Origin of the sequence: Aeromicrobium sp. Sec7.5 (assembly GCF_036867135.1) — a bacterium.
Taxonomy (GTDB): Bacteria; Actinomycetota; Actinomycetes; order Propionibacteriales; family Nocardioidaceae; genus Aeromicrobium.
Genome location: NZ_JBAJIJ010000001.1, coordinates 774851 through 788323, shown reverse-complemented (window position 1 = coordinate 788323; position 13473 = coordinate 774851). Strand labels below are relative to the sequence as shown.

6 protein-coding genes are annotated in these 13473 nt (G+C 72.9%); 4 read left to right on the top strand and 2 right to left on the bottom strand.

Annotated elements, in window-relative coordinates:
* Window positions 1–64 precede the first annotated feature (64 nt).
* The 4 genes from V6S66_RS03995 (at window position 65) to V6S66_RS03980 (ending at window position 3639) form a co-directional block, all read left to right on the top strand.
* Complete coding sequence (locus V6S66_RS03995; RefSeq protein ID WP_334205468.1) at window positions 65–820, top strand: SDR family oxidoreductase; 756 nt, start codon at window positions 65–67, stop codon at window positions 818–820.
* A 7-nt stretch (window positions 821–827) separates the two neighbouring features.
* Complete coding sequence (locus V6S66_RS03990; RefSeq protein WP_334205467.1) at window positions 828–1865, top strand: phosphotransferase family protein; 1038 nt, start codon at window positions 828–830, stop codon at window positions 1863–1865.
* A 3-nt stretch (window positions 1866–1868) separates the two neighbouring features.
* Complete coding sequence (locus tag V6S66_RS03985) at window positions 1869–2483, top strand: TetR/AcrR family transcriptional regulator (RefSeq protein ID WP_334205466.1); 615 nt, start codon at window positions 1869–1871, stop codon at window positions 2481–2483.
* A 175-nt stretch (window positions 2484–2658) separates the two neighbouring features.
* Window positions 2659–3639 (top strand): type IV toxin-antitoxin system AbiEi family antitoxin domain-containing protein, encoded by a 981-nt coding sequence (locus V6S66_RS03980; RefSeq protein ID WP_334205465.1) that lies wholly within the window; start codon window positions 2659–2661, stop codon window positions 3637–3639.
* Window positions 3640–3726: 87 nt separating this feature from the next.
* On the opposite strand, the gene acpS is transcribed toward V6S66_RS03980, so the two are convergent.
* Both acpS and V6S66_RS03970 read right to left on the bottom strand, forming a co-directional pair.
* Window positions 3727–4146 carry a holo-ACP synthase AcpS gene (gene acpS, locus V6S66_RS03975; RefSeq protein WP_334205464.1) on the bottom strand — a complete coding sequence of 140 codons (420 nt, stop codon included), beginning with the start codon at window positions 4144–4146 and terminating at the stop codon, window positions 3727–3729.
* 10 nt (window positions 4147–4156) lie between these two features.
* Window positions 4157–13315 carry a fatty acid synthase subunit beta domain-containing protein gene (locus tag V6S66_RS03970; RefSeq protein ID WP_334205463.1) on the bottom strand — a complete coding sequence of 3053 codons (9159 nt, stop codon included), beginning with the start codon at window positions 13313–13315 and terminating at the stop codon, window positions 4157–4159.
* Window positions 13316–13473 lie beyond the last annotated feature (158 nt).

Here is a 13473-nt window from a genome sequence, read left to right as displayed (position 1 = left end):
CCTGACTAAGCGAGCGCTTACCGGGCAGCCTGACCCTGACTTCCCGCAACTCCCAGGAGAACTCGTGACCGAGACCCGTACCGCGATCGTGACCGGAGCCGCCCAGGGCATCGGGGCCGCCACGGCCCAGCGCCTCGCCGCCGACGGCCTGCAGGTGGCCGTCCTCGACCTGGACGCCGACCGGGCCCAGCCCGTCGTCGACGCCATCACCGCCGCCGGCGGCACGGCCCTCGCGGTCGGTGCCGACGTGTCCGATCCGGCCAGCGTCGACGCGGCCGTGGCGAAGGTCGCCGAGGAGCTCGGCGCGCCGACGGTCGTCGTCAACAACGCGGGCATCATCCGCGACAACCTGCTGTTCAAGATGACCGTCGAGGACTGGGACTCCGTCATGGCGGTCCACCTGCGCGGCGCCTTCAACACCGTCAAGGCCACCCAGAAGTACATGACCGAGGCCAAGTTCGGCCGCGTCGTGAACCTGTCGTCGACCTCGGCGCAGGGCAACCGCGGCCAGGCCAACTACTCCGCCGCCAAGGCCGGCCTGCAGGGCTACACCAAGACCCTCGCGATCGAGCTCGGCAAGTACGGCGTCACGGCCAATGCCGTGGCTCCCGGCTTCATCCAGACCGACATGACGGCCGCCACGGCCGAGCGCATCGGCGTGCCCTTCGACGACTTCATCAAGTTCAGCGCCGATCAGATCCCGGTGGCGCGTGTCGGCCAGCCCGAGGACATCGCCCACACCGTCTCGTTCCTGGTCAGCGAGGGTGCCGGCTTCGTGTCGGGCCAGGTCATCTACGTCGCCGGCGGACCGAAGGACTGACGGACCCGTGGTTGACAGTGAGCGGGGCGACGGCCTCGACCTCGACGCCGTCGGTGCCTGGCTCGCCGGGGAGGTCCCCGGACTGCTCGGCGAGCCGCTCACGGCCTCGCTGATCACGGGTGGCAAGTCGAACCTGACGTACCGGGTCACCGACGGCGCCACCGAGGTCGTCGTCCGGCGCCCGCCCATGGGGCACGTGCTGGCCACGGCCCACGACATGGGTCGCGAGTACCGCGTCATGAAGGCCCTCGCCGACACCGCCGTGCCTGTACCGGTCGTGCACGCGCACTGCGACGACGTCGACGTGACCGGCGCCCCGTTCTACGTCATGGCGTCGGTGCCGGGCACGCCCTACTCCCGCGCCAGCCAGCTCGAGGAGCTCGGTGCCGAGCGCACCCGCGCCATCGCCGAACGACTCACCGACACCCTCGTCGACCTGCACGCGGTCGACCCGGCGTCCGTGGGTCTGGCGGAGTTCGGCCGGCCCGACGGGTACCTGGAGCGGCAGCTGCGCCGCTGGCGCAAGCAGCTCGACGCCTCGCGCAGCCGCGACATCCCGGGGATCGACGAGCTCGCCACGCAGCTCGACCGCCAGCTGCCCTCCCACTCCGAGGGCACGATCGTCCACGGTGACTACCGGCTCGACAACGCGCTCGTCGACTCCACCCCGTCGGGCGGCGACCGCATCACGGCCGTCCTCGACTGGGAGATGAGCACGCTCGGTGACCCGCTCACCGACGTCGCCCTGATGCTGGCGTACCAGCAGATGGCGATGGCGGGCGGCGGCGCGGCCGTGACCGACGCACCGCTGGCACCGGGCTACCCGTCGCCGGACGACATCCTGCAGCGGTACGCCGCCGGTTCCGGGCGCGACCTCGGTGCGATGGGGTTCCACGTCGGGCTCGCGTTCTTCAAGCTCGCCGTGATCCTCGAGGGCATCCACTTCCGGCACAGCCAGGGCCAGACCCGCGGCGGTGGTTTCGACGGACTCGGCGACGCCGTCGTCGTCCTCGTGGCCGCCGGGCTGGAGGCCACTAGGGTGTGACGCGTGACCGTCGAGATCCTCGAGCCACGCAAGCGCCCGACGCAGGAGCGCAGCCAGAAGAAGTTCGATCTTCTCCTGGCGGTCTCGCGCGAGCTCCTGCTGGAGGTCGGCTTCGAGTCGTTCACCTGCGAGGAGGTCGCGCAGCGCGCCGAGCTGCCCATCGGCACGCTCTACCAGTTCTTCGCGAACAAGTACGTCATCGTGTGCGAGCTCGATCGCCAGGACGCCGTGGCGGTCAAGTCCGAGCTCGAGGCGTTCGCGGGCCAGATCCCGTCGCTCGACTGGCTGCGCTTCCTCGACCGCCTGATCGATCACATCGCGGCACTGTGGGTCGCCGACCCGTCCCGCCGGGCGGTCTGGCACGCGGTGCAGGCCACGCCGGCCACCCGGGCGACCGCGGCCGTCACCGAGCGTGACCTCGCCGCCTCCGTCGCCCACGCGCTCGCGCCGCTGACCCCCGGCACCCCCCGCGAGCGCCGCCGCATCGTCGCCGAGGTCCTCGTGCACGTCACGTACTCGATGCTCAACTTCTCCATCCGCGACGGCCAGGCCCACGCCGAGGCCGTCATCGAGCTCAAGCGCCTCCTCGCCGCCTACCTCCTCGCCGCCGAGGCCTAACCCCCCCCAGGTCGAATTACGGAGTGAACCAGGCAGATGGTTCCCGAACACGGGAAATTTGCCGTGTTCGGCGACGAACTCCCGTGTGGTGCTGCGGCTCATCCACCGACCGGATGAATCCACAGGAACCAGGCTCAGCAACCGGGGACCGCCAGATCGGCCGCAGTCTGGAGTCATGAACGAGCTCGGACCACTGTTCCACGCCCACGGCGGTGCGCTGGAGCGCCATGAGCTCCTCGACCTCGGGTGGACCGACGGCGCGATCCGTCGTGCGCTCCGCGACGGGGACATCGTCCGCATCCGGTTCGGCACCTATGCGCACGGGCCCACCTGGCAGCACTCCACCCCCGTGGAGCGCCATCGGGTGCTGACCCGGGCCGTGCTGGGCAAGCTCGGTCGCCACGTCTACGCGTCCCACTACTCCGCGGCGGCCCTGCTCGGCATCGAGGTCTGGGACGTCGACCTGAGCGAGGTGCAGGTGGGGCGCCTCGACGGCCGCACGGATCGGGTCGACGCCGGCGTGCGCTACCACTGCGGCGCCATCGACTCGGCATCGCTCGTCGAGATCGGCGGGGTCCTCGTGGTCCCGCCGGTCCGAGCAGCCGTCGAGACAGCACTCGGCGCATCACTCGAGGCCGGCGCCGTGGCCATCACGTCGGCGATGCGCGACCTCGGTGTCAGCGCTGGTCAGCTCGAGGACATGCTCAAGAGTGTCCGGACCTGGGCCGGGGCGGTCACCGCGCATCGGGCTGCAGGCCTCGCAGATGCTCGCATGGAGTCGGTCGGTGAGGTGCGGTCGATGTGCTTCTTCTCGACCCACGCGATCCCCCTGCCCGAACCTCAGCACGAGATCCGCGACAGCACCGGTCGCCTCGTCGGGCGGTCAGACTTCTGGTGGGAGCTCTTCCACCACGTCGGCGAGTTCGACGGGCTCGTGAAGTACGGCCGTCTCAATCCGTACGACACCGACGTCGGCCGCGTGCTCGTCGACGAGAAGCGGCGGGAGGACGCGATCCGCGGACTGGACCACGGCGTCAGTCGGTGGACGTGGTCAGACCTGGAGCCACGTCGATCCGCCACGACGGCCGCGCGCATCAAGGCCGACCTCGGCCGGTCGCGGAGGATCTGGCGACGGATCATTGACCTCGGCGCCTGACCCAACACGGCAGTTGGTCGCCGAGCACGGCAAATTTCCCGTGTCCGGCGACCAGTTGCCTGGTCCACTCCGTAATTCGACCGGGGGTCAGGGGCGGGTGAGGGTGACGTAGGCGGTCGCGAGGTCGGCGTCGTGGGAGAGGCTGAGGTGCCAGGTCAGATCGGGGCCGAGGGAGGAGGCGGCGGCGGTCGCGACCTCGCCGAGGAGGCGCACGGCCGGCCGGTTCCACGCGTCGGTCACGACCTCGATCCGGCGGTGCACCGCCTCGGGCAGCACCGGGGGTGAACCGAACAGGGCGGCCGACCACGCCTTGACGACTGCCTCCTTCGCCGCCCAGCGGGCCGCGAGGGAGGCCGACGGATCGGCCCGATCGGCCGCGTCCGCCCGCTCCCCCGGCGTGAAGGCCTCCGCGAACCGCGTCCCCGGCACCGCCAGCTGGGCGGCGAACGAGGGCACGTGGACGAGGTCGACCCCCACCCCCAGCACCATCGGCCTAGGCGCGGTCACGGCGACACCGTCACGAGCAGCCCGGACCCGCGTAGACGTCACCGACGAGGCGGGCCTCCGGGTCCTGCAGGAGTGCGGCCTCGCGGGCCTTGACGCCGGAGTCGCCCAGACGGCGGTCGACCGGACGCGTGTACGCCGCCTGCCCCCCGTGCATGACCTCGGCGAGCCGACGGCGACCCGCCATCCGACGGGCCTCCGCCCGCCCGAGGTACTCGGTCCGCTGCTCCGCCGGCACGGTGGCCAGGAAGGCGGCCGGGTGCGCCAGCGCGATGAGTCCGGCGACGTGCCCGAAGCCGAGGCTCGTGACGAGCCCCGCCCGCAGGCCCGAGGTCGCGAGCGGGCTCCGAAGCCACACCAGGTGCTCGTGCTCGGACAGCACGTCGTCGACGCAGTCCAGGCTCCGGTTCGGCGGGATCGTGCCCGTCTCCAGCACCTGGCAGAGGCCGATGAGCTGGAACGCCGCGGCGCCGCCCTTCGCGTGACCCGTCAACGACTTCTGCGACACGACGTACAGCGGACGCCCCTCGTCGCGACCCAGCGCGGCGGAGATCCGCTCGTGCAGGTCCGACTCGTTCGGGTCGTTCGCGTTCGTCGAGGTGTCGTGCTTCGACACCAGGGCGACGTCGTCGTGCGTCAGGCCGAGCGCCGCGAGACCACGACCGAGCGGCGACCGTGCGCCACCCAGGCTCGCCGCCAGGGCGCCGATGCCGGGTGCCGGGATCGAGGTGTGGACACCGTCGGCGAAGGAGCCGGCGTAGGCCACGACACCCAGGACCGGCAGACCGGCCGCGAGGGCCACGTCGCCGCGGGCCAGCAGGATCGTGCCACCGCCCTGCGACTCCACGAACCCGCCGCGACGGCGGTCGTTGGCCCGGCTGAAGTACCGGTCCTGCAGGCCCTTGGCGCGCATGACCTCGGTGTCGGCCGTGGCGGACATGTCGGCGAAGCCGATGATGCCCTCCGCGCTCAGGTCGTCGAAGCCGCCGGCCACGACGAACTCCGCCTTGCCGAGACGGATCTTGTCGACGCCCTCCTCGACCGAGATCGCCGTGGTGGCGCAGGCCGCGACCGGGTGCACCATCGCCCCGTACGAGCCGACGTACGACTGCACGACGTGAGCCGCGATGACGTTCGGCAGCGCCTCCTGGAGGATGTCGTTGGCCTTGGCCTCACCGAGCAGCGTGTCGATGTAGAGCGACTGCATCGACGACATGCCACCCATGCCGGTGCCCTGCGTGTTCGCCACGAACGCCGGGTGGACCCAGCGCATCAGCTCGGACGGGTCGAACCCGCTCGAGAGGAACGCGTCCACCGTGCAGACGAGGTTCCACAGCGCCACGCGGTCGACCGACTCGACCATCTCGGCCGGGACGCCCCACACCGTCGGGTCGAAGCCCGTCGGGATCTGGCCGCCCACCGTGCGGGTCAGCTTCATGCGGCGCGGGACCCGGATCTCGGTGCCGGCGAGCCGGGTCACGGTCCACTCGCCGTCGGCACCTTCGACGATGCGCGTGTGCTCCGCGTCGGCGGCCTTCATGGCCTCCGCCTCGGCGCGCGTGCCGACCGTGAACGTCAGGTCCTGGTCGAGGAAGACGCTCGCGAGCAGCGGGACCGTGTGGTCCTTGATCGTCTGGTCGTCGCCGTAGGTGCGCACGCCGACCCGCTCCCGGACGGCGTCGTGGTAGCGCTCGACCAGGTCGGCCTCGTCCACGTCCTCGTCGGACTCGGTGTCGACCCAGCTGCCGTTCTCCCAGCGGATGAGGCCGGTGCTCCAGGCGATCTCGGCCACGCCGGCGGCGGACAGGCGGTCCTCCACCTCGGCCTCGAAGCGCGTGCGCGACGAGCCGTACGGGCCGAGCTCGCCGGCTCCGACGATGACCACGAGGTCCTCGGGGGATGCCGGGATCTCGGGCCACGTGGGAGCCTCCGCGACCTCACGCGGTGCGGTCGGTGCCGGGGCGAGTGCCTTGATCGTCGCGACCTCCGCCGACTCGGCGGCCACCGGACGGCCCAGCGAGGCAGCGAGCCCCGGCAGGTCGACGTCGGCGCCGGCGAGTCCTCCGGTGAAGTCACGCACGAGCGGACCCGAGAGCGCCTCGTCGCGCGCTCTGACGGTGCACGTGTCGAGCAGTGCGGCGGCCATCTCCTGCGGCGCCCAGGTACGGATCCCACGGGCCTCGATGGCCTCGACCAGCGGGTCGTTGCCGCCCATCAGGCCCGTGCCGCGCACCCAGCCGATCAGGGCGTGCACGAGGGTGACGCGCTGGGACCAGCGCTTCTCGACGCGCCACTTCGCCACGATCGCGTCGAGCGCAGCCTTGGCCTCGCCGTACGCGCCGTCGCCGCCGAACGTGCCGCGGTTGGGCGAACCCGGCAGCACGACGTGCAGGCGGGAGGCGATGTCGTGCCCGCGCCCCTGGAGCGCGAACGCCCCGATCAGCCGCTCGACCGACCACACGAGGATGCGCATGTCGATCTCGTTCGAGGGTCCGGCCTCGGCGAGGTCGCCACGCACCGGACCCGCCGCGAAGGGCAGGAGGAGCGTGGGCGTCATGGCCGGCTTGACGACCGTCGAGACCGGGCCCGACGTGTCGACCTGCTCGGTGACGACCCACGACGCCAAGGCGTCGACGTCGGTGAAGGACGCCATGTTCGCGGGGACGACCCACAGGGTGGCGCCACCGCGGGCGTGCGACCGGTAGAGGTCGCGGAACGCGGCGAGGCGTGAGGCGCCGAGCGACGACGTCGTCGCGACGACCGTGGCACCACCGGCCAGGAGCTCACCCGCTACCGCAGCCGCGATCGAGCCCGGGCTGGCACCCGTCACGACCGCGACCTCGTCGGCCCAGGGTCCGGTGGAGGTGTCGACCGCATCCGCGGCGATCTGCTCCAGTCGGGCCGTCAGCTCGGGATCGCTGACCGAACCAGCCCAGAAGCGGGCCTGACGGGCGACGATCTCACCGGTACCCGTGAAGGTGGCCCGTACGTCGTCACCGAGGGCGATCCGCGCGAGGTCCTCGCGCGCCGAGGCCCAGCGGTCGTCGAGCAGCAGCGCACGACGGGCGTCGAACGCCGGCGCCACGCGCTGCGCCCAGTCGGGACCGAGCTCGGTCGAGACCAGCTCCAGGACGGCGGCGTCGTCGGCATCGGACTCGCCGAGGGCCACGGTGTCGGCCGTGTCGGCCAGGCCGAGGCGATCGAGCACGATGCGGGCGGCCGACGCGAGTGCGCCGTTCGGACCGGCGATGTGCGCGGTCAGCTCGCCCAGGGCCTCGACGTCGACCGTGCCGCCGCCACCGCCGCCGGTGCTCGGCATCTGCACGGAGGTGCCGTTCGAGGCGGCGACCGCGGCGACGGCCGTGTCGACCGCGGCGTCGAGGTCGCCGGCCGAGCCGATCGTCAGCTCACCGAGCTGCCCACCGCGGACGCTGGCCCCCTCGCGGGTGTCGAGCGCGACGCGCACCAGCACGTGCTGGGCCCATCCGGCGCCGAGGCCCCAGGTCTGCGTCACCCGGTCGGTGATCGCGGCGGGACGCTTGCCGGTCGGGCCGAGCACCTTCTTGAGGTGGTCGCCGATCGCGGCCGAGAGCACGGGCCCGAGCGGCTTGTAGCCACGGGCGAGCCCGTCGACCTGGGCGCCGAGCGTCACGACGTCGGCCTCGGCCGCGCCATCGATGGCGCCGAGCGAGAGCTCGCCGCCGAGGTCGAGCAGCAGCTGGTTGCGGCGCGACGACGCGCCGTCGCACAGCGACTCGATCGTGTCGGCCACGCCGATCTGCTCGGGCCGGAGCTTGGTCCACCAGGCGATCAGCACCGAGGTGGCCGCGGAGGCGGTGAACGGCAGGTCGGCGGCGGTCTGCTCGGCCGGGCCGCCACCAGCGGCAGCAGCGGGGGCCGGAGCCGCCGAGGTCGGTGCCGCGTCGCTCGAGGTCTCCGAGCCCGAGTCGAGGTCTGCATCGTCGTCGTCGACGACCACCTCCTCGTCGGTGGAGAAGACCACGGCGGCGTCACGCTCGACGTTGAGCACCTGCACCGCGTCACGTCGACGCGTGTGGGAGCCGACGGGCAGCTTCAGCGTCGAGGAGGCGAGGTTCGCGATCGTCGGCGACTGGCCGACCCCGATCTCCACGAGGCGCTCGACCCCGAGTCCGCCCTCGCTGAGCGGGGCGAACATCAGGTCCTGCGTCTCGATCCAGCGCACCGGGCTCGCGAACTGCCACGCGAGCAGCTCGATCAGGAGCGTGCGGCACAGCGCGCCCGGGCGGGCACTCCAGGCGTCGAAGTCGGCCAGGACACCGCGGAGGACGCCGATCGAGCGGTTCTCGGGATCGACCAGCTCGGCGACCTCGGTCACGTAGGCCCGGTCGAGGGTGAACGGGCGCGGCACCAGGTTCGGCACGTAGCGACCGATCAGCACGTCCGGGTCGATCTCCGCGGGGAGCAGCTCGTCGAGGCGCGACCGGAAGTCGTCGACGCCGCCGTGCAGGACGCGCGAGTGGAACGGCACGTCGATGCCCGGCACCAGGATGAAGGCACCCTTGCCCCCGAACCGCTCACGGCGCTCGGCGACATCGGCCTCAAGGGCCTTCAGCCCGCGGACGCTGCCGGCGAGCGCGTACTGCGAGTCGCGCAGGTTCAGGTTGACGATCTGCAGGAACTCGCCCGTGCGCTCGGCGAGCTCGTCGACGTACGCGCCGACCGTTCCGTCGTCCAGGCCGATCTGCGACGGGCGGATCGCGGCGAGGCGGTAGTCGCTGCGTCCCTGCGCGTCGCGCTCGACCAGGGTGTGCATGACGGACCCGCGCTGGAACACGACCTCGACGACGGCCTCGAGCGGGATGACCCCCGAGACCGCGGCGAGCGCGTTGTACTCGCCGACCGAGTGCCCGGCGAGGATCGCACCCTCGACGAAGGCACCGGACTCCCGCAGCTCGGCCGTCTGCGCCGAGCCCAGCACGGCCATCGCGACCTGCGTGAACTGCGTCAGGAAGAGGACGCCGTCCGGGTGGCGGTGCGTCACGCCGTTCGCCACGAGGACGGTCGGGTTGTCGCGCACGACCGTGAGGATCGAGAAGCCGAGCACCTCACGGGTGTGGCTGTCCGCGCGGTCCCAGACCTCACGCGCGGCGGCGGAGCGCTGGTACCCGTCCATCCCCATGCCGGCGTGCTGGATGCCCTGGCCGGGGAACACGTAGGCGGTGCGCGGCGCGACGACGCGGGCGGTGGCTGCCATCGCGAGCTCGCCGCCGGCGCGGACCGTCACCTCGACGACCTCCGCACCCTGGTCGAGCCCGACCCGCTCGACGCGGACGTCGAGCTCCGCACCCGGGTGAACCGGGCTGAGGAAGCGGGCCGTCCAGCCCTCGACCCGGCGGCCGACGGCACGCTGGGCCAGCGCGGAGATCCACATGCCGTGGACGATCGGGCCGCCGAGGCCGGCCAGGCGGGCGGCCGCGGCGCTCGTGTGGATGGGGTTGTGGTCGCCCGAGACCGCGGCGAAGGCGCGCATGTCGAGCGGGGCCGAGACGCGGACCTTGGCCCGCGCCCGGCGCGGGGTGTCACGCGGGTCGACCAGCAGGCCTCCACCACGCGGGGGGTCGGTCAAGGCTCCCGCTCCGGCACGCCCGCGGATCGCGAGTCGTTCGCGCAGGGTGGCCACCGGGGCGCCGCCGGAGGTGACGACGACGTCGACCGTGACCACGCGACCCACCTCGGTGTCCTCGACGCCCGACAGCGAGGCGGAGATCGACAGCTCCGCACCCTCGGCGGGCACCTCGCTGACGGCGATCTCGTGGTCGAGGTGCACCAGGTCGAGCGCACCCTCCACGACGGGCAGGCCCGACGCGGTCGTGGCGTCGGTGAGCTCGGCGAAGACCGCCGGCCAGGCGAGCCCGACCAGGACGTCGGGCACGAAGCCCTCGGCCAGCGCGTCAGTACCGGCCACGGCGGGGGTCGTGACGCCCGCATGGTCGGCGACGAGGTCCCACGACCAGGCGTGGAGGAGGGAGTCCCCGCCCGGCCGTGGGAGGGAACCGCCTGCCGCACCGCGCAGCAGGTCGGTCATGGCCGCGGCAGCCGTCTCGATCGCGATCACCGGCGCGGCGCCGAGGGGGGCACCGTCCGGGACGTCGATCGGCAGCTCCACGACCCGTCCGTCGCCCACCGGGACCGCCAGGGTCACCCTGGTGTCGGACGCCAGCAGCGTGGCGCCGGTGGGGGCATGGTCGGCGCGGGTGTCCGAGGTGACGGTCCACCCGTCGCCCAGATCGTGACCCAGCCCGTGACCCAGTCGGTGCACGGGATTGATCACGGTGCGGCCGGCCCACAGGACGTCGTGGGCGGCCAGCACGAGGCCGAGCGCGCCAGCCGCACGGTCGTCGCGGCGGCGGCCGGACACGCGGCAGGTCGAGCGTCCGGCCGCCAGCAGGCCGTCGATCGTCTCGTCCTCGAAGCGCTGCAGCAGCTCGGCGACCGGCTCGTCGACCCGGGTGATGCCGCGGACCGAGGTCGGGCCGGGGATGACGCACACGGCGTCGGCGCCGTAGCGCGGGTCGTGGGCCTGCCAGAGGGAGTCGGAGCGCCACCAGCGACGCACGTCGGCGTCGACGACCGGCACGAACGTGACGGGCTTGCCGGGGCGCCGGCAGACGTCGAGGAAGAAGCTGACGTCGGCGGGGTGCAGCACGACCTCGTCGAGCGCGCCGTGCTCGGCACGGAGCTCGGCCAGGGCCGTCACGGCCGACTCGACGTCGGAGGGCGTCGCGAACAGGGTCGGGACGTCGCCGTGGTCGGCCGCCACGAGACGCGCCTCGGCGCGCTGCGCCAGCTCGTGGAACCGGTCGCGGAACGAGACGTCGATCCACGTGCCGGAGCCCTCGTGGTCGGTCACCGTCGTCAGGTCGACGTAGCGCTGCAGGAGTGCGCCGTACGACATGTGGGCCACGTCGCCGAAGTACGGCTTCGCGGTGGCGTCGAGGGCCACGATGATCTCGTCGCGGCGCGCGGCGACGGCGTCGGCGTCACCCGCGACCTCGTCGAGGAGGCGGCCCGTCCGCGAGGCGGTGTTGTCGATCTCGTGGATGTCGGCACCGAGCTGGCTGCGCCCCGACGACATACCGCGGACGGCCTTGCCGGCCCCGATCCAGGCGGCGGTGCCGGGGGTGTCGACCAGGAGCTGCTTGACCTGCGGCGACGTCGTCGCCTCGGCTGCAGCCATCGCGGCGGTGCCGATCAGCACGCCGTCGACGGGCATGAGCGGCAGGTCGTGACGACGCGCCCACTCCCCCGTGAGGTAGGACGACGCGGCCTCGGGCGTGCCGATGCCGCCGCCGACGCACACGACGACGCCGGGGGTGGCCCGCAGGTCGGCGTAGGTCGCGACGAGCAGGTCGTCGAGGTCCTCCCAGGAGTGGTGACCTCCGGCCTGGCCGCCCTCGATCTGGACGATCAGGCTGGTGCCGTCCCGCTCGGTCTCGCCCAGCGCCGTCGCGATCGCGAGGACCTGACGGATCTGGCGGACCGTGCCGGGCTTGAACACGACGTGCTCGATGCCGACGGCGTGCAGGTCCTCGACCAGCGCCACCGCCTCGTCGAGCTCGGGGACGCCGGCCGTGACGATCACGGAGTCGATCGGGGAGCCCGCGGCCCGCGCGCGCTGGACCAGCCGCTGTTGGCCCAGCTGGAGCTTCCACAGGTAGGGGTCGAGCAGGAGGGAGTTGAACTGGAAGCTGCGACCGGGCTCGAGCAGCTCGTCGAGCTCGGCCATGCGGTCGCCGAAGATCTCCGCGGTGACCTGGCCACCCCCGGCGAGCTCGGCCCAGAAGCCGGCGTTCGCGGCGGCGGCGACGATCTTGGCGTCGACCGTCGTCGGCGTCATGCCCGCCAGCAGCACCGGGGACTTGCCCGTGAGGCGGCTGAACGCCGTCTCGAGGCGCACGGTGCCGTCCGGCAGGTGCACGACGGTCGGGAGGTGGCTCGACCACGGGGTCGGCCGCGTGGGCGCCGCTCCGGGCACGGTGAGCTCACGGCGACCACGGCGGGTCGTGGTCGTGACGACGCCGACCCCCCGGGGAGCGGCCTCGTCGGCCGTGACGGTCGCCGCCAGGGCCGCTGGGCCGAGGTCGAGCAGCCAGGCGGCACCGGTCGCGAGGACGTCGTCGAGCTGGACGACCCAGTCGACCGGGTCGATGAAGGCGGTCCGCGTGAGGTCCCGCGCCCACGTCGGGTCGAGCCCCAGGGTGGCGGCCCAGCCGGCCACCAGGTCGGCGGCCTCGCCGAGGTCGGGATGGTGGAAGGAGATCGCCGAGCCGAGCGGCTCGACGACCGGCGCGAACACCGCACCGCCGGTCAGCTTCTGGTCGCGGGCGTCCTTCTCGGTGGCCGTGCGGCGGTCGAACGCCGCGAGCACCGCGGCGACGTCGGTCGACGGGCCCGTCAGCACGACCGAGCGGCGGCCGTTGCGAAGGCCGCGCACCGCGCGCGTCCCCGGCAGCGACTCGAGCACCGCGTCGACGGCGCCCGGGTCGACCTCCCGCACCGAGACCATGACCGGCGCGTCGGCCGATCCGGTCAGCCCGCGGCGGCGGGCCACGAGCTGCGTCGCGACACCCGCGAGGCGGGCGACGACCAGGACGTCGGCCTCGTCACGGCCGCGCAGGACCTCGACGGCCAGGACGCCCTGCGAGTGACCGGCGGCGGACGTCGCGCCCTGGTCGGGGTCGAGGCCCCAGCCGCGCAGGGCCCGGATCGCGGCGATCTGCGTCAGGAGGATGCCCGGCACCGAGAGCGAGGGGACGGCGAGCTCAGCCTCGGACGGGTGCGCGGGTGCGGCCTCGACGTCGTCGCCGGTGTCGACCGACTCTCCCGACGCCAGGGCGTCCGCCCAGGCGAGCGGTGTGAACCGTGCGTCGACGCGGGCGATCTCGGTGGCGACGGGCGCGAGCCGCCCCTCGACCCGCTCCACCAGCTCGGCGAGCTCCGCCCCGGTCGCGTGGTCGCGCACCAGGGTCGCGAGGGTCGGGAGCCAGGCCGTGCCCTGGCCCCCGAACACGACGCCGAAGCGGTCGGTCCCGTCGCGCAGGTCGTCGACCAGGGCGCGGACGGAACCGGGCGTGCCGTGGACGGGCGTGCGGTCGTGGGCGGGAAGAACAGGCGTGTCGAACGTCGTCACGGAAAAACCCCTCAGGTGCGGTGTCCTCCCATCCTCGCAAAACGTGAGGGTTTCCTCAAGTTTTTCATGAGGGATTCCTCATGTTTTTCGTCACGTGGACTGTCCACTGGTCCACCCGACACGACACGAGGGGCGCCAGCCATCCGGCCGGCGCCCCT